Here is a 16,258-nt window from a genome sequence, read left to right on the forward strand (position 1 = left end):
CCCCCTGATGAAATCACCATCAGCGAAGGGCAGGCTTTGCGCGGTCAACGATAGACTTTCTTTTCAGCGCATCACCAGATGCGAACGCGATCCTTGGGCGCCAGATAAAGCTTCTGGCCTTCCTTGATCTGATAGGCCTTATACCAAGGGTCCAGATTGCGCGAGACCCAAGTCCGCTGGATCGAGGGTGAATGCGGATCAGTCGTGATTCGTTGCGACAAATTCTGTTCGCGATAGTTCCGCCGCCACACCTGCGCCCAGCCAAGGAAGAAGCGCTGATCACCGGTCAGCCCGTCGATCACTGGCGCTTCCTTGCCGCCGAGCGAAGTCCTATATGCATCATAAGCGACCGTCAGCCCCGCAAGGTCCCCGATATTCTCACCCAGCGTGAAATTGCCATCGAGCTTCTCGCCGGGCAGCACTTCATAAGCGCTATATTGCGCGATTAGCGCCTTGCCTGCGGCCTCGAACGCCGCGACGTCGGCCGGGGTCCACCAGTCGGCAAGCTTGCCGGTCTCGTCATATTTCGCGCCCTGATCGTCGAAATGATGGCTGACCTCATGGCCGATCACCGCGCCGATGCCGCCATAATTCACCGCTGCGTCCGCGTGGGGGTCGAAAAAGGGCGGCTGCAGGATCGCAGCGGGGAAGACGATCTCGTTCATTCCGAAATTGGCATAGGCATTGATCGTCATCGGCGTCATGAACCATTCCCAGCGGCGGATCGGTCCGCCGAGATGGCCGATATTATCGTCATGCGCGAACTGGTTCGACCGCAGCGCGTTGCCGAACAGATCGTCGGCGCGGATTTCCAGCTTGCTGTAATCTTTCCACTGATCGGGATAGCCGATCTTGGTGGTGAAATTGGCAAGCTTCTTCCGTGCCTTGACCTTCGTCGCCGGCTGCATCCACGCCAGCCCGTCGATCCGGCTCCCCATGGAGGCCAGGACATTCTTCACCAGCGTATCCATTGCCGCTTTGGTTTCGGGCGGAAAATATTTCGCGACATAATCCTTGCCCACCGCGTCGCCAAGGTTGCCCGTCGTGAAATCGACGCCGCGCTTCCAGCGCTCTTCCATCTGCGGCGTGCCCGACAGCGCGGTGCTGTAGAAGGAGAAGGTTTCCTGAGCCACAGCGTCAGGCAAGACACCCGAAAACCCGTCGAGGCTGCGTACGATCAGCAGGTCGCGGATCACCGCGAGCGGCGCACCGGCAAGCAGCTTCGCTTCGCCCGTGAAGGCGCTCGGCTGCGATACAATCAGCGTGTCTTCCTTGACCCCGAGACCGCGGATGAAGGTCGGCCAATCGAAGCCGGGTGCCGCCTTCGCAAGTTCGGCGATCGTCATCTTGTTATAGGCCTTGGTCGCATCACTGCTGTCGTTCTTGTCCCAATGGACCGTCGCGACCTGCTTTTCGAAATCGTAGATCGCCTTGGCGCGCGCCGGAGCATTGGCTTCGCCTGCGAGCGTCAGGACATTTTCGAGATGCTTGAGGTACGCCGCCTGCAGCGCCGTGTTGCGCTCGTTTTCCTTCAGGTAGAAATCGCGGTCGGGCATGCCGATGCCGCCCTGGAAGATGATATAGGTATAGACGTCGGGATTCTTGTCGTCCTGCCCGACATAGCCGCCGAAGAAATGCTGAACACCGCTGCGGTCGGCTTCGGCGAGCAGCGCGGCAAGACCCGGCTTTTCGACGGCGCGGATCTTGTTCAGCCACGGCTGGATCGGCGCGAGCCCCTTGGCCTCGACCGTCGCCGTGTCGAGATAGGATGCATAGGCGCGGCCGATCATGCTGTTCGGGTCGCCCTTGGCGGCGTCGAGGATTTCACGCGTGCGCGTCTGCGACAGGTCGTTGAGTGCGGTGAACATGCCGTAGTTCGACTTGTCGTCAGGAATCGGAGTGTTCTTTGCCCAGGTGCCGTTCGCGTAGGTATAGAAATCGTCGCCCGGCTGGACGCTCTTGTCCATGCCCGACAGGTCGAAGCCGAAATCGCCGATTTCGGGTTTCGCGGCGGTCGTAGCAGTTGCGGCCTTTTCCTGTGCGGTGGCCGGAACGGCGGCGAGCATCAGCGCGCCAAGCGCGGCGGTCGCCATCAGGCGCGAAGAAATATGCAGAGTCATGATATTCCCCAGTTCTCAATTTAAAGCAAAAAACTGCGCCGCTCATGCGTGGCGCAGATTAGCGATGAGACAGCTATACGCTTGCTGTTTGGGGGTTCAACCGGCGGCTGTGTCGCTGGTCGATGACTCATGTCGTTGGTCGCGCGCGCGCTGCAATTTGCGCCGCCAGCGAAGCCGTATCCAGTTATCCCAGAAGATCGAGGCAAGCACATAACCGACGACCGCCGAAACGACCGATATCACAAACAGTCCCGCGAGCATCGCGGGCGCGGCATCTGAAAAGACCCAGCGCGCCCATTCGCCCGCCGACGCGCCATGCTCGATCATAGCCGAGAAGGTTGCGCTATTGGCATGGAGCCCGAACAGCCAGTCACCCAGCCACACCGATGCGATGATGATAAACGGCGTCGTCACCGGATTGGACAGGAAAGTCATCGCCGCGCCGATCGGGATATTCGCGCGCACGGGCAGCGCAAGCAGCGCGACGCCCAATATCTGAACGCCGGGGATCAGGAAAAAGATGCCGACGAACAGCCCGAGCGCTGTGCCGCGCGGCACCGATGTGCGGGTAAAGCGCCACAAATGGCTGTGTGCAACGCGGTGCGCGAAGGGCTTTACGAAACGGCTCGCGAGCAGTTCTTCGCGCGTCGGCGAATTGCGGCGGATCCAGTTCATCACCGCCGCTTTGTCCCGGGGTTTGCCGTCGCTCACCCGCGCTCTTTCATCAACCGCTGCTTGTCGCGTTTCCAGTCGCGTTCCTTGATCGACTCCCGCTTGTCGTGCGCCTTCTTGCCTTTGGCGAGCGCCAACTCGACCTTGGCGCGGCCGCGGCTGTTGAAATAGACCGAGAGCGGGACCAGCGTCATGCCCTGCCGCGCAACACCTGCGTACATCTTGTTGATTTCGCGGCCGCTGAGCAGCAGCTTGCGCGGGCGCTTGGGTTCGTGATTGTGGCGGTTGCCATGGCTGAATTCGGGGATGTTGCTGTTGATCAGCCACACCTCATTGCCCTTCACCTCGGCATAGCTTTCGGCAATCGTGCCTTCGCCAAAGCGAAGCGATTTGACCTCGGTCCCCTGCAACGCAATCCCCGCCTCGAACACCTGTTCGATGGCAAAGTCGAACCGCGCGCGCCGGTTCTCGGCGACGACTTTCTTCTTGTCGAATTCGGCGGCAGACTGGGGACGAGCCATTATGGGACCTAAATTACTCCGGCCGCGGACAGCGCGGCATCGACGGCGGCGCGCGATGCATCGTTCGCCGGGATGATAGGTAGGCGCACTTCGGGCGAAAACCAGTCGTGGACACGCGACAGCGCATATTTGACCGGCCCCGGAGACGTGTCGGAGAACATCGCCTTGTGCAGATCGAACAGCCGGTCGTGCAGCGTCAGCGCGCGCGCCCAGTCGCCCGCGGCACAGGCCGCGCCGAAATCGGCGCACAGGCGCGGCGCGACATTCGCGGTGACAGAAATACAGCCGACTCCGCCCATCACGGCATGCGGCAACCACAGATCGTCGTTTCCGCTGAGTTGACAAAAGCCCTCACCAGCACCGGCGCGGTGCGCCGTTACGCGGGCCAGATCGCCGCTCGCATCCTTGACCGCAATGACGGTCGGGATTTCCGCAAGCCTGCACATCGTCTCCGCGCTGATGTCGGCAACGGTGCGGCCGGGCACGTTATAGACGACGATCGGCAGGTCGCTCGCATCCGCCAGCGCCCGAAAATGCGCGATCATCCCGTCCTGGCTTGGCCGGTTATAATAAGGTGCGACCACCAGCGCCGCGGTCGCGCCTGCGGCCTGTGCATGACGCATATGGCGGATTGCCGTAGCAGTGTCATTCGACCCACAGCCCGCAATCACCGGGACGCGGCCCGCCGCAGACTGGATGCAGGTATCGATGACCTGATAGTGTTCATCGAAGCCGAGCGTCGGGCTTTCTCCGGTCGTACCGCAGGGCACGAGTGCGCTCGCCCCCTCTTTGATCTGCCAGTCCACGAGGCGTGAGAAAGCCGGGGCGTCGAACGCCCCATCGCGAAATGGCGTCACCAAGGCGGGAATCGACCCCGAAAACATGCACCGCTCCTTTACAAAAACGCGCTCCGGCCGGTAGAGTCCCGACGGCGCGCCGCTAATGGACGCCTATTCAGCGCCCCGCAAGGAGTTTGGCACTAACATGCACGGCATGATATCGTTGCCCCGTATTTCGCGCCTGGCGCTCGCCATGGCCCTCCTCATTCCGACCGCTGCCAATGCCAGCGAGCTCACCCCCGAACAAATGGCTTGGTATCGCGCCCAAATGGGCTTGGCATCTACGTCAGGGCCACCGCCATCGACGAACTCGGTCGGCGATGCGGTAATGGAATGGCGGCGACTGACCGCGAACACCGGCGCTTCATTCGACCAGCTTTCGCGCTTCCTGATGGCGAACAAAGGTTGGCCCGACGGCGAAAAGCTGCGCACCCGCGCCGAAAAATCGATCTCGCTCGACAGCTACGACCCCCAGCGCACCCTCGCCTATTTCCAGGCGTATCCGCCGCAAACGGCTAGCGGCCATTTGCGCTATGCGCTGGCGCTCAACGCCTCGGGGCGCCGTGACGATGCCAGTTCCGCTGTTCGCCGCGCATGGATCAGTGGTCCACTCGATGATTATGAAACTAGCCGCGCGCTCAGCATGTTCCCCGGCGCGATTACGCTCGCAGACCATGATGCGCGCATGGACCGCCTGCTCTGGTCAGGTGCAACCGCCGCAGCGAGCCGCCAGCTTGCCTTTACATCCGCCGAAAAGCGCACCGTCTTTGCGGCGCGGCTCGCGATGCGCAACGCATCGGTCGACGCTGCGTTTCAGGCATCGGCCGTCGAAAGCGCCAATCCGTCACTGATCCGCACCGACGCCGGCTATATCACCGACAAGGCGACATGGTTGCGCAAGGCGGGCCGGGTCGCTGAGGCCCGCGCCCTGCTCGCTGCGCCACGCTCGCTATCGAAGGCGCCCACCGATCCCGAGGAGTGGCTCGAAACCTTGCTGACGAACGCGCGGCAGGCCGGTGAAGGCGGCGACAAGCTGACCGCCTATAATATCGCGCGACAGCTCGACGACAGCTTCCCTCCGGGAACGGTCATTCGCGAGACACCGCTTGGGGTACGTGACGACTATACATCGCTCGCCTGGCTCGCCGGGCAGCTCGCCTATCGCGATCTTCGCCGTCCGGCGGAAGCGGTACGCCTGTATCGCGCATACGGCGAGGCAGCCCGGTCGGCGCAGACCCGCACCAAGGGATTTTACTGGGCCGGCCGTGCAGCGCTGGCCGCGGGAGATTCCGCCACCGCCAACGCGCATTTCGCCGACGCCGCGCAACATTACGACCAATTCTATGGCCAGCTGGCGCTCGAGCGCCTGAACCGTCCGCAGCCGAGGCCCAGCCCGAACCCGAACATTCAGGTCAGCAATGACGAACGCCGCGAGTTCGAGGACGACCGGCTGGTGCGCGCCGCCCGCGCGCTCGGCGAAATCGGCGCGTGGCGCGAACAATCGCTGTTTCTGCGCGCGCTCGCACAAAAGGCGACGTCGCCTGCCGACCATGTGCTCGCCGGGAAGCTGGCGACGCAGATCGGGCGCCCCGATCTTGGCGTGATGATCGGCCGCAGTGCGCAGGCGAACAGCCTCGATGCCGTCGAGGTTTCGGGCTTCCCGACGGTGCGCGTCCCCGCAGGCCATGAAAGCAACTGGACCTTCATCCACGCGATCACGCGACAGGAAAGCCAGTTCGACCGGGCGGCGATCAGCCACGCCGGTGCGCGCGGCATGATGCAGTTGATGCCCGGCACGGCGCGCGAAGTCGCGGGCAAGCTGGGCATGAGCTATGACGCTGGCTCGCTGACCACCGACACCAATTACAACATGATGCTGGGGTCGACCTATTTTCAGCAGATGTTGCGCTATTTCGGCGGCAGCTATCCACTCGCCGTCGCAGCCTACAACGCCGGACCGGGCAATGTGAACAAATGGCTGCGGGCGAATGGCGACCCGCGCGGCGGCGGGATCGAGATGGTCGACTGGATCGAGGCGATCCCGATTTTCGAGACGCGCAATTATGTGCAACGCGTGCTCGAAAATGCCGTGGTTTACGACACGCTGCGCGATGGCAGCGGATCGCGGCAGCAGGCGCCGCTGAGTTTCTACCTCGGCAAACGCACCCCCGGATAGTCCGCGTGGCGGGGGACAAGACGAACATCATCAGCCCGGCGGGCTATGCCGCGCTGCGCGCCGAATATGACGCGCTTCTCGGCGATGAGCGACCGAAACTGGTCGAGGTGATCAGCTGGGCGGCGGGCAATGGCGACCGCAGCGAGAATGGCGATTATATCTATGGCCGCAAGCGGCTGCGCGAGATCGACCGGCGCCTCTCCTTCCTCGCCCGCCGCATGAAAGCGGCGCGCGTCGTCGACCCCGCCGAACAGCCTGACAAGAGCCGCATCTGGTTTGGCGCCATCGTCGAACTCGCCGATGATGACGATGCCCGGCGTGCCGTCACGCTGGTCGGCGACGACGAAGCAGAGGCTGGCGAAGGCCGGATCGGCTGGAACAGTCCTCTCGCCCGCGCGCTGCGCGGCGCAGCCGTCGGCGATTTGCGCACCGTCCAGTTGCCTGGCGGCCCGAAGGAATGGGAAGTGATCGCGGTCAGCTATCCCTGATCGTCATTCGCCGATCCCGGCGATCAAATCGCGCTGATCTTTCCGCAATTCGGGCAGGTCTCGGGCCAGCTTGGCCCAATGGGCGGCCTCCTTTGGATCGGCGGTGACGCCAATCCCCTTGGCAAAGGCATCGGCGAGGAGTGCGCGCGATCCGGCAAAGCCCGCGCGCGCAGCGATGCCGCAATCTTCGATCGCGTCTGCCAGCGTCACTGCGGCGAAATGCGCCTCGCAGAGCCAATGATTGCCCTCCGGATTGCCCGCATCGGCGAGGGCGCGAAGCCGCGCGAGGTTTGCCGCGCGGGTGTCGGCGAAATAGGTGAGCGCAAAAATGGCGGCGGGATGTCCCTTTGCCGCCGCCTCTGCATATAGCGCCCGCGAGCGGACAAAATCGGCGGGACCGAAGGTGCCCGATGCCAAGCCATAGGCGAGATGGGTTTTCGCCTTTGAAAACCCGGCGTTCGATGCCGCGACATACAGGTCATAGGCGCGCTTCACATCCGCCGGCGTCGGGTCGTTTGCGAGCAGCAGATAGCCGAGTTCCTGCTGGCCCGCCGGAAAGCCCTGTGCTGCCGATTTTTCCAGATAGGCGCGGGCGCGCGGCAGGTCCTTTTTCAGTCCGACGCCAAGCGAGAACATATAGCCCGCCAGCTGCTGCGCGAACGGATGCCCACCTTCGGCCAGCGCAACGATCTGGGTGGCCGAATGACGCGACAAAACGTCGGCGATCAATATCGGCTCGTCCTCGATGGCGAGCCGGTCGAGCGAAATGTCGGCCAACGGGTCGACGGCGGGCTTGGCACCCCGTGTCGCAGCTCCGGCAGAAAGCGGAGCGGAAACCGGCGGCATCGCCACCGGCACTTGCGACACCTCCGGCGGGGCAACGAGATAATAATCGTCGAACCAGCTACCATAGTGAAAAGGCTGTTGCGGCCCTAGTTCCATGCCATAGGTCCGTTTGTACACTTCGCGCGACACGATCTTGAAATAATCCGATATCTCGAGGCCGGGGATGCCAAGCTCTTTGACCACCGCGGCAGCAAAGGGGCTCACCGGCGAGCCCGCGGGCGCGAAGTCGAGTGCGGGGCGTCCCTTCGCGGTCGAATAGAAAACCGCGCCCTGCCCGATGTCGAGCAAGCCGAGCGGCGCCGATCCCGCTTCCCCTGTTGCGATATCGGCATCCTCGACCCGCACCACCGGTTCAGCGGTGCGGCATGCATCGACAAACAGCAAGGTGAAGGCCCCCTGTGGCACCACCCGTTTGACCACCGCCTCGATCGACAGATAGCGTTTTTCGACGTCGGCGCGCCGCGTCGCAGGCGGCGCATCCATCGGCACCAACCAGTTGCGACCGCCATATTCGAAGCCATGCCCGGCGTAATAGATGATCACCGACTTGGCGCCTCGCGCCTCGGCCGCGAAGCGCGTCAGCGCGGCGTCGAGCGCGGGCATGTCGGCATTGCGGACGATGCGCGGCGCGATGCCCGCCTTCGCGAAGGCATCGCAAACATAGTCAATGTCGTTCACCGCATTCTTGAGCGACGGCCATTCCCAGTCGTTGTAAGTGCTGTTCCCGATCAGGAGCGCAACCCGATCGCCCTTCAGCGGCGCGGTTCCGCATGATCCGGTCAGCTGAGCCGAGGCGGCCGGGATCGCGCAGCACAGCGCCAGAAGCGCCGCGCCAAATGCGCCGATACGCCGTCGCAAGTTCATGCAATACCCCCCTTTTTCCGCCACGCCGCCCCACGCAGAAAATGGCTGAAATCTGCGCAACTTCACACTGAATTGACGTATGCGCGCCTCCACCCGACCACGCAAAGAACGCTATGTCAGCGCGGCAATGTAGGAAAGCGAAAACTGGGCTGTGCGCTGGATCACCGCCACGGGCTGGACGCTGTGGTAGCGGATGATAATCTGATCGCACACGTGAGACGATGGGGGAGGATCGAATGACGCGAAGCCTGGGGCTGATAGTGACCGCTCTGCTGATGTCGCCCGCCGCACACGCAGCGCCAGCGCGCCCGCCGCTGCCGCCCCTGACCGACAAGATGCTGAACGATGGGCTGGAGCTTGGCGAAGAAATCGAGGCACGCGTCGATGGCGACCTGAATGGCGATGGCGACGCCGACACCGTGTATATCGTTGCCAGTCCCGACACCCGGACGCTTTATGTCATGCTGAGCTATCGCGCCGAATTCGATCTGGGGCACCAACCCGCGGGCAGTTTCAAGCTGGAACCCGACCGCCTGGGTCCCGCCGAGCTGGCGATCAACAAAGCGGTACTCACGATCCGCGACCTGACGGGCGGGACCACCGCGCTGTCCGCAACCTATCGCTATCGCGCCGATACCGCGAAGGATCCGCCGCGCATGCAGTTAATCGGGCTCGATGCGACAGTCTACAGCCGCACCTATGCCCACGACGGCGACGAGATGAGCTGGAACGTGCTGACCGGCGATACGATCACGACGCTGCTCAAAGTGTCCGAAGCTGGCGGCGGCTACGACAAGCTGCACACGCGAAAATTCAGGCGGTCTGCCCGAACCATCTATATGGAAGATACGCCCCAACCCGAGGAAGAACTGGTTGGGGTTACCAAAGCGAAATAAACGCGATCAGGGCTGCAGCAGCGCGGGAATGATCCAGATCGCGGACATAACGACAATCACTGCGACCAGCGAAAAAGCCAGCACATAGCGGACATTATGGCCTTTGACGCCGCCGCTCGCTTCCGTCTCGGTCACTTCGACATGTTCATCGACGACTTTCATGGTGCGTTTCCCTTTCAACTGGTCTGCCTGGAACGCGGCCCTCAAGGGGCAGTTCCCGCAGACGGGCTTGGGGAGAGAGTTGCCAGAGGGTCTATAAGCCGGGTTCTGTCCATCCCCTTGCGGAGACTGTGCGATCATTCCTCTAGGCGAACGGTTACCCGAACGCTCAAGCAGTCAACCCGGACGGCTGGGCCGGAATCAGCCCTGGATAAATCCGTACCGTCCCTATTCGACCTTGCTCCCGGTGGGGTTTGCCGTGCCGCGCCTGTTACCAGCCGCGCGGTGCGCTCTTACCGCACCCTTTCACCTTTCGCCGGGCCGAAGCCTTTGGCGGTCTGCTCTCTGTGGCACTTTCCCTGAACCTGGCCGAAGCCCGATCCGCCGGACGTTATCCGGCACCGTGATTTCCGTGGAGCCCGGACTTTCCTCCCCCGGCGGGATACCCCACCGGCGGCGATCGCCCAACCCTCTGGCGGGAGAAGTATAGCGGGAACGGCCGAACATTGCGAGCGATTGTGGGAAATGGCTGTTTTGGGGCGGGGAACGGACAATGATTGTCCAAATTTCGTCATCCCGGACTTGATCCGGTTGACGATGAAAGAAAGGCCGTTTTCGGCGACAACCGACCGATCAGTTCCCCTCGGGCTGCGGCAAAAGCAGCGCGAGCAGGATTGCGCGGCATTCGCCGTCGATCGTGCCGTCGATCAGTTCGGGACGAAAGCGTCGCTGAAACGCAACTGTCGCCGCAAAACCATCTGTCACATCATAACCGAAACGTTCGAGTGCAAGCAGGAAACCCGCGTCGGTCCACAGCGGATCGGTCAGCTTCTTGGTCGGGCGTGGCAAGGCGAGGCGGCGGCGCGCGAGTTCTTCCCACGGGAACAATTCGCCCGGGTCCTGCTTGCGCGTCGGTGCGATGTCCGAATGACCGATGACATTGCCGCGCGTGATCGAATGACGATCCTTGATCAGATGGACGAGGCGGACGACCGAGGCCACCTGCGGGTCGGGAAAGGGTACATAGCCCCATTCGTGCCCCGGATTGACGATCTCGATCCCGACGCTCGCCGAATTGATGTCGCTGACCCCCCGCCAGTGCGACTTGCCTGCGTGCCAGGCGCGCTTGTCCTCGGGCACCATATGGGTGATCTGACCATCTTCGCTCACGACATAGTGCGCCGACACTTTGGCTTCGAGATTGGCAAGCCAATCAATGGCTTCTGCTCCGCTCTTCATACCGGTGTAGTGCAGCACGATCATCGAGATGGGCAGGCCGCGCTCGTCGAAATTGGGAGACCAGCGTTCGATAAAATCGCTCATGCGCTTTTTGGGCCCGTCTTGCCTTGCCAAGCCGTCGATTGCGCCACCGGGGCGCAAAAAGCAAGGTCAAGCCGCAGCGGCGCGGCGGGCTTGCTGGTCGGCAGGCTCGTAGAGCCCGCGCAACCGGGGACTGGCAACGAATTGGTCGGTCTGGCCAAGCACCGTTTCCCCTGCGCCAAGCACAAGGAAGCTTTGCGGTGCCGCCATGGCGCGCAGCCGCGCAAATGCCTTCTGACGCATCGGCGCCGAAAAATAGAGGAGCAGGTTGCGGCAGAAAATCAGGTCGGCGGGACTCGCGAGCGGCGGCCGGTCGGTGAGCATGTTCTGCACCGAAAAATCGATGCGGCGGCGCAGATCCGCCTTGGCAAGCCAACCACCCTCAGTCTGGTCGAACCAGCGCACCATACGCTGTACCGGCAGGCCGCGCTGGATCTCGAACTGGCTATACAGGCCGACGCGCGCACGCCCGATCGCGTGATAGCTGACATCGGTGCCGACGATATCGACCTGCCAACCCGCCCATTTTGCCCCTTGCTCGGCAATCAGCATCGCCAGCGAATAGGCTTCCTGCCCGGTCGATACGCCGCAATGCCATATCGTCAGCCGGCGGCGCAATTTATTGATCTCGCGAATCTGTTCAAGCGCGGTGGCAGCTATTTCATCGAACAGACTATATTCACGGTAAAAATAGGTTTCGTTGTTGAGCATCGCATCGACGGTGTCGTCGAGCAGTTGACGGCTGTTCGACGTGACGAGCGCAGCAACGAGCGCATCGAGATCGGCGATGCCATGGCGTTGCATCACCGGCTTCAGCGACATTTCGATCCGCCAGATGCGGTTGGGCGACAATGTCTGCCCGGTCCGCGATTCGAGCACGCCCATCAGGACGCGATAGGCCGATTCGCTGGCGCTGCCACCCATCATGGCTTGCGGCGTCCGGGAAGGAAGCTTCCGAGCATCAGCGCGATTGCGTCGGGGTTGAGCGTCGCGGCGGCGAGCCCGGCCTTGGCCACTGCGCCCGGCATGCCCCAGATCACACAGCTTTCAGGTGCCTGGGCAAAGATGGTGCCGCCGGCTTCCTTCAACCGCGCCGCGCCGATCACCCCATCACGCCCCATACCGCTGAGAATGACAGCAATTCCGCCCGGGCCATACACCTCGGCAACCGAATCCAGCATCGGATCGGCCGAAGGGCAGCAGCCATTGTCGACCGTGCGGCGGTCGAGCGCAATTTCGGGGCGGCGCCCGTTCGCGACCACGATTAAATGAGCGTCGCCAGGTGCGAGATATATGCAGCCGCGCTCGACCATCATGCCTGCTTCCGCGACGCGCACGCGCCGGGAGGTCATCGTCGCAATCTGCTTCGCGTAAAACTCCATGAAGGCGTCAGGCAAATGCTGGGTCAACAGGATGGGCGCGGTAATGCGGGGGTCGAGATTGGCCAGAAAGTTGGCGAAAGCGGGGATACCCCCGGTCGATGCCGCGACCGCGATGCACTCGATCGGCTGATTGGTATCGACCGCCGTAGCAACGGGCATCGGTGCGCGGCGCTCGGCGACAGGAACCGGCGCCGGATGTTCGTGCCGATGTCCAAGCGTCATGATCCGGTCGGTCAGCACCTCGGCGAAGCGACCCGAAAAGCTGCCACGGCCAGGCTTTGCGAGCGTGTCGCTGGCGCCGAGCGCAAGCGCGTCGATCGCGGCGGGGCCACCCTCGACGCAGTTTGACGAGAGGATGAGGACGCGGGCCTTTTCGGCGCGTTCCAGGATGTGCGGCAATGCGTCGATGCCGTTCATTCCCGGCATTTCGATGTCGAGCACGACGACGTCGACAGGCTCGCGCGCCAGAAAGGCGAGCGCCTCATGCGCGGAGGCGACCGAGGCGCAAACCTTGAGCCCTGCCCGCTGGTCAACGATACGTTCGAGGATACTCCGCACGACGAGACTGTCGTCGACAAGCATAACGCGCACGGACCGGGCCGCTGGCTCCGCGTCCGTCATCATGGGTTGCGGCCGGGCCATCGAACGGCCTCAGGCGATTCCGACGAGCTGCAATTTTCCTTCCAGCGTTTCGCGGTCGAACGGCTTCATGACATATTCGTCGGCGCCGGCCTCGATCGCGGCGCGGATATGATCGATGCTGTTTTCGGTGGTGCAGAACACGACGCGCGGTCGTTCTTCATGGCCGTAATCAAGATCGTTGAACGCCCCGAGAAACTCCATCCCGCTCATCACCGGCATGTTCCAGTCGAGCAGGATGACGTCGGGACGATTGGCACGGCAAAAGGTCAGAGCCTCCTGACCGTCGGCCGCCTCATTTACGGCAAAGGACATGCTTTCGAGAATATGGCGCGCGACCTTGCGAATGACTTTGCTGTCATCGACCACCAGACAAGATTTCGACATTCAATTAACTCCGACCCCCGGGATTTGGGCATGTTACGGTGAAGGCGTGTGCAGCCCGTTAATTAACGGCGCGATTCATGCAGCCTTTAGGGCCGGCAACATGATGAAATGCGATGGGTCGACGACAAGCAACGAAGCCCCCCCATGTTCGATCATCGCATCGGCGACGCGCGCCCAGCCGGGTAGCAGCTTTCCGGCAATGCGCGTTTCGGGCGCGTCGATAAAGCAGACATCCTCGATCTCGTCGGCGAGCAGCGCATAGCCATGCTCGGCGACCTCGACGACGATCACGCGCTGCCCTGCCGCTACCGGCACTGCGGGCAGTCCGATCACGACATGCGGGTCGATGAGGGTGAAGACGCGGCTGCGCAGCGCGAAGAGCCCGGCGACATGCGGCGGCGCACCGGGCACCTCGACCGGCGTGCCGACGGTGACGACCGAATGGATTGCACGGCTGCGCAGCGCAACGCGCGTATCGGCGATGCGCGCGATCAAATAGAGTTTCTCCATCATGCGCGCTCTCCCCCGACACGGCTGCGCAGGGCGTCGAGCAGCGCCTGGCGGTCGTAACGATAGACGGTTTCATCTTCGGGGCCCGTGGCCGCGATCGCGGTGCGCAGGCGGATGACGGGTACTTCGCCATCAGCATGGCCGCACGATCCGCCGTCTTCGGTCAGATAAAGCAGCACGTCGGGCGTCTCGCCCGTGTCGTCGCCCGATACGACGCGGTAACCGGCATGGCGCAGGATCGGCGCGAGGAAGTTGTCGCCCCAACCGTCATGGTCGTCGGCAAGCCGGCACAGCGGCTGGCGGTGCGCCGATACGGGTGCCCCCGCGGCATATTGCTCCATCAACCAGAAGGGGTCGATCAACTCGACCGGATCGCCGTTCACGAGCACGACGCCCGCGATCAGCCCCGGCGCCGCCGACGGCTGCACCGCGTCGGGCAGACGCACGATGTCGATCACCTCGGCGATCGGATAGCAGAGCACCGAATGGCCGTCATAGAGGCGAAGGAGCTTCAGCGTCCCCTCGCCGCCCGGCAGCATGGCCGCGTGGACCGGGAAAATATCGTCGCCGATCTGGGCCTGCACCCGGCCCGCGCTTTCGAACAGGGCCGACGCGGGCACTTCCTCGACGCGCTCGATGACCGACAGCCGGATACCGCGGACGCGGCCCCCGTCGCGGAACAGCAGAAGTTGCGCGGCATTGCGCGCCGCCGCGGCCTCCTCGGCGTCTCCCGCCCGTTCGTGGCTGCGGCCCGCTTCGCTCGCGTCGATCCCTGCGGCGGAGACAAGCCCCTGGACATCGAGCAATAACACGGGGCGGCCGTTGTCGGGCAGCGTGGTGCCGGCATAGAGCCCGGTCGCCATGATCATCGGCGCCGCGGGTTTGATCACCAGCTCCTCATGATCGTGGATCGCCGCAACGCTCAACGCATAGCTCTGCCCCTGCCCCGGCCGGACGATGACCAGCGCGCGGTCCTCGATGTCATCGCCGTGATGGCGCCCGCGTCCCAGCACCGCCTCGAGGCGGAGCAGCGGATATTGCTCGCCGCGCACCGTCGCGAGTTCGCCGCCGCCGACGCGGTCGATACGGACCGTATCGCCGCTTTCGAGCAGGATTTCGCGCACCGCACCGCGCGGAATGGCGAAATATTGTCCGGCGGCGCGCACCATCAGGCCCGAAATGATCGTCAGCGTCATCGGCACGCGGAGCAGGATCGTCAGCCCCCGGCCCTCTTCGTTGCGCAGTTCGACAATCCCGCCGATCTTTTCGACGTTCGCCTTGACGATATCCATGCCGACGCCGCGTCCGGACACTGCGGTGATTTTCGCGGCGGTCGAAAAGCCGGGCCGGAAGATGAGATCGAGTTTTTCCTTTGCGCCGAGGGCGCGCGCCTCGGTGGCGGTCACGACGCGCGACGCAATCGCCTTGGCGACCAGCGCGTCGGGCGAAAGCCCGCGACCGTCGTCGCGGATTTCGATTTCGATCTGATTGCCCGACTGACGCGCCGATATCGCGATCGTCGCGGTGATATCCTTGCCCGCAGCGACACGATCCTCGAGCGATTCGATGCCATGGTCGATCGCGTTGCGGACGATGTGGATGAGGGGGTCGCGGATATTTTCCATCATTTCGCGATCGAGTTCGACTTCGCCCCCGCTCGTCTGGAACGCGATTTTCTTGCCCATGTCCTGCGCAAGATCGCGAACGATCCGCGGCAGCGGAGCGAACAGCTTGTCGATCCGCTGCATCCGCATCTGGCTGACCGACTGGCGCATTCCGGCAATCGAATCGGACAAGCGGTCGAAGGAGGCGATCACCGACAGATCCGCGCCCGATTCGCGGAGCATCCGCGCGAATTCGTTGCGCGCGAGAACGATGTCGGTGACCCCGGTCATCACGCTGTCGAGCAGCGACAGCGGCACGCGGATCGAGCGCCAGCTTTGCAGTTCGGCACTGAAATCATCTTCGCGGCGGAGCGGCACGCCCGCAACCTCGAACGGGCGGCTGGCCGGCATATCCTGTTCGGCGAGCGCTCCGATCACGTCGCGGTCGTCGCCGGCCGGCTCGACGCCGTTCCGGGCCAGAACGGCGCAGAGATCGCTCAAGCGGTCGAGAATGGCGAGCACTCCGGTCACGAGCGCGGGATTCGCCGTGCGGTTGCCACGGCGAACCTGATCGAGCGCGTCTTCGGCGGCATGCGACAGCGCCGTGACGCGCGGCAGAGTCAGAAAACCCGAACTGCCCTTGATCGTATGGACAAGGCGGAAAATGGCGTCGAGCTGCGCGCGGTCGGCGGGATCGGCTTCCCACGCGACAATGGCCCCGCCGGCGTCGGCAAGGATTTCCGCCGTTTCGGCCAGAAAGTCGTTCAGCAGATCGTCCATCGCGGTACCGGTGCGCCCCAAAAACTTGAGGTTCGACCATGCCCGACAATGGTTA

Annotated in this window: 15 protein-coding genes and 1 other RNA gene; 3 read left to right on the forward strand and 13 right to left on the reverse strand. The window is 63.3% G+C overall.

Annotated features, from left to right (window positions below):
* Positions 1-71 precede the first annotated feature (71 nt).
* From AC07NV_RS00860 to dapA, 4 genes are all read right to left on the reverse strand, one after another.
* Positions 72-2,120: a M13 family metallopeptidase gene (locus tag AC07NV_RS00860; RefSeq protein ID WP_495164447.1), complete on the reverse strand. Its 2,049-nt coding sequence runs from the start codon at positions 2,118-2,120 to the stop codon at positions 72-74.
* A gap of 96 nt (positions 2,121-2,216) precedes the next feature.
* Positions 2,217-2,795: a DUF2062 domain-containing protein gene (locus AC07NV_RS00865; RefSeq protein WP_495165137.1), complete on the reverse strand. Its 579-nt coding sequence runs from the start codon at positions 2,793-2,795 to the stop codon at positions 2,217-2,219.
* A gap of 32 nt (positions 2,796-2,827) precedes the next feature.
* Positions 2,828-3,313: an SsrA-binding protein SmpB gene (gene smpB, locus AC07NV_RS00870; RefSeq protein WP_088442006.1), complete on the reverse strand. Its 486-nt coding sequence runs from the start codon at positions 3,311-3,313 to the stop codon at positions 2,828-2,830.
* Positions 3,314-3,321: 8 nt separating this feature from the next.
* On the reverse strand, positions 3,322-4,197 hold the full coding sequence (dapA, locus tag AC07NV_RS00875) for a 4-hydroxy-tetrahydrodipicolinate synthase (RefSeq protein WP_495164448.1): 876 nt from the start codon (positions 4,195-4,197) through the stop codon (positions 3,322-3,324).
* A 148-nt stretch (positions 4,198-4,345) separates the two neighbouring features.
* Between dapA and AC07NV_RS00880 the strand changes: the two genes are divergently transcribed.
* Both AC07NV_RS00880 and greB read left to right on the forward strand, forming a co-directional pair.
* Positions 4,346-6,328, forward strand: a complete 1,983-nt coding sequence (locus AC07NV_RS00880; protein ID WP_495164449.1) for a lytic transglycosylase domain-containing protein — start codon at positions 4,346-4,348, stop codon at positions 6,326-6,328.
* Positions 6,329-6,333: 5 nt separating this feature from the next.
* Positions 6,334-6,816 carry a transcription elongation factor GreB gene (greB, locus tag AC07NV_RS00885; RefSeq protein WP_495164450.1) on the forward strand — a complete coding sequence of 161 codons (483 nt, stop codon included), beginning with the start codon at positions 6,334-6,336 and terminating at the stop codon, positions 6,814-6,816.
* A 3-nt stretch (positions 6,817-6,819) separates the two neighbouring features.
* Here greB and AC07NV_RS00890 read toward each other — a convergent pair whose 3' ends face one another.
* Positions 6,820-8,526, reverse strand: a complete 1,707-nt coding sequence (locus tag AC07NV_RS00890; protein ID WP_495164451.1) for a caspase family protein — start codon at positions 8,524-8,526, stop codon at positions 6,820-6,822.
* A 236-nt stretch (positions 8,527-8,762) separates the two neighbouring features.
* Here AC07NV_RS00890 and AC07NV_RS00895 point away from each other — a divergent pair, with 236 nt between their 5' ends.
* Positions 8,763-9,422 carry a hypothetical protein gene (locus AC07NV_RS00895; protein ID WP_495164452.1) on the forward strand — a complete coding sequence of 220 codons (660 nt, stop codon included), beginning with the start codon at positions 8,763-8,765 and terminating at the stop codon, positions 9,420-9,422.
* A gap of 6 nt (positions 9,423-9,428) precedes the next feature.
* Here the strand turns inward: AC07NV_RS00895 and AC07NV_RS00900 are convergent, their stop codons facing one another.
* The 8 genes from AC07NV_RS00900 to AC07NV_RS00935 form a co-directional block, all read right to left on the reverse strand.
* Positions 9,429-9,584, reverse strand: a complete 156-nt coding sequence (locus AC07NV_RS00900) for a hypothetical protein (protein ID WP_495164453.1) — start codon at positions 9,582-9,584, stop codon at positions 9,429-9,431.
* Between the two features lie 78 nt (positions 9,585-9,662).
* An RNA gene (gene rnpB / locus AC07NV_RS00905) (RNase P RNA component class A) lies at positions 9,663-10,057 on the reverse strand.
* A 157-nt stretch (positions 10,058-10,214) separates the two neighbouring features.
* The gene (locus tag AC07NV_RS00910) at positions 10,215-10,904 is read right to left on the reverse strand and encodes an N-acetylmuramoyl-L-alanine amidase (protein ID WP_495164454.1); all 690 of its coding nucleotides are present in this window, start codon (positions 10,902-10,904) and stop codon (positions 10,215-10,217) included.
* A gap of 66 nt (positions 10,905-10,970) precedes the next feature.
* A complete protein-coding gene (locus AC07NV_RS00915) occupies positions 10,971-11,828 on the reverse strand; it encodes a CheR family methyltransferase (protein ID WP_495164455.1) in 858 nt (285 codons plus the stop codon).
* Complete coding sequence (gene cheB, locus AC07NV_RS00920) at positions 11,825-12,865, reverse strand: chemotaxis-specific protein-glutamate methyltransferase CheB (RefSeq protein ID WP_495165138.1); 1,041 nt, start codon at positions 12,863-12,865, stop codon at positions 11,825-11,827. The genes AC07NV_RS00915 and cheB overlap by 4 nt, the downstream gene beginning before the upstream one ends.
* A 69-nt stretch (positions 12,866-12,934) precedes the next feature.
* The gene (locus AC07NV_RS00925; RefSeq protein ID WP_495164456.1) at positions 12,935-13,309 is read right to left on the reverse strand and encodes a response regulator; all 375 of its coding nucleotides are present in this window, start codon (positions 13,307-13,309) and stop codon (positions 12,935-12,937) included.
* Between the two features lie 75 nt (positions 13,310-13,384).
* Positions 13,385-13,822 carry a chemotaxis protein CheW gene (locus AC07NV_RS00930; RefSeq protein ID WP_495164457.1) on the reverse strand — a complete coding sequence of 146 codons (438 nt, stop codon included), beginning with the start codon at positions 13,820-13,822 and terminating at the stop codon, positions 13,385-13,387.
* Entirely contained in the window at positions 13,819-16,203 is a 2,385-nt protein-coding gene (locus tag AC07NV_RS00935; RefSeq protein ID WP_495164458.1) for a chemotaxis protein CheA, read from the reverse strand. Before AC07NV_RS00935 ends, AC07NV_RS00930 begins: the two co-directional genes overlap by 4 nt.
* Positions 16,204-16,258: the final 55 nt, after the last annotated feature.

The organism is Sphingopyxis sp. GW821-FHT10B01, from assembly GCF_059415685.1.

What these genes read in the sequence shown, in the direction of transcription:
- AC07NV_RS00910 (WP_495164454.1), bottom strand. Translation starts at nt 10,904, where the DNA reads ATGAGCGATTTTATCGAACGCTGGTCTCCCAATTTCGACGAGCGCGGC.
- AC07NV_RS00895 (WP_495164452.1), top strand. Translation starts at nt 8,763, where the DNA reads ATGACGCGAAGCCTGGGGCTGATAGTGACCGCTCTGCTGATGTCGCCC.
- AC07NV_RS00900 (WP_495164453.1), bottom strand. Translation starts at nt 9,584, where the DNA reads ATGAAAGTCGTCGATGAACATGTCGAAGTGACCGAGACGGAAGCGAGC.
- dapA (WP_495164448.1), bottom strand. Translation starts at nt 4,197, where the DNA reads ATGTTTTCGGGGTCGATTCCCGCCTTGGTGACGCCATTTCGCGATGGG.
- AC07NV_RS00880 (WP_495164449.1), top strand. Translation starts at nt 4,346, where the DNA reads ATGGCCCTCCTCATTCCGACCGCTGCCAATGCCAGCGAGCTCACCCCC.
- AC07NV_RS00890 (WP_495164451.1), bottom strand. Translation starts at nt 8,526, where the DNA reads ATGAACTTGCGACGGCGTATCGGCGCATTTGGCGCGGCGCTTCTGGCG.
- AC07NV_RS00865 (WP_495165137.1), bottom strand. Translation starts at nt 2,795, where the DNA reads ATGAACTGGATCCGCCGCAATTCGCCGACGCGCGAAGAACTGCTCGCG.
- AC07NV_RS00860 (WP_495164447.1), bottom strand. Translation starts at nt 2,120, where the DNA reads ATGACTCTGCATATTTCTTCGCGCCTGATGGCGACCGCCGCGCTTGGC.
- AC07NV_RS00925 (WP_495164456.1), bottom strand. Translation starts at nt 13,309, where the DNA reads ATGTCGAAATCTTGTCTGGTGGTCGATGACAGCAAAGTCATTCGCAAG.
- smpB (WP_088442006.1), bottom strand. Translation starts at nt 3,313, where the DNA reads ATGGCTCGTCCCCAGTCTGCCGCCGAATTCGACAAGAAGAAAGTCGTC.
- cheB (WP_495165138.1), bottom strand. Translation starts at nt 12,865, where the DNA reads ATGCTTGTCGACGACAGTCTCGTCGTGCGGAGTATCCTCGAACGTATC.
- AC07NV_RS00935 (WP_495164458.1), bottom strand. Translation starts at nt 16,203, where the DNA reads ATGGACGATCTGCTGAACGACTTTCTGGCCGAAACGGCGGAAATCCTT.
- AC07NV_RS00915 (WP_495164455.1), bottom strand. Translation starts at nt 11,828, where the DNA reads ATGATGGGTGGCAGCGCCAGCGAATCGGCCTATCGCGTCCTGATGGGC.
- AC07NV_RS00930 (WP_495164457.1), bottom strand. Translation starts at nt 13,822, where the DNA reads ATGATGGAGAAACTCTATTTGATCGCGCGCATCGCCGATACGCGCGTT.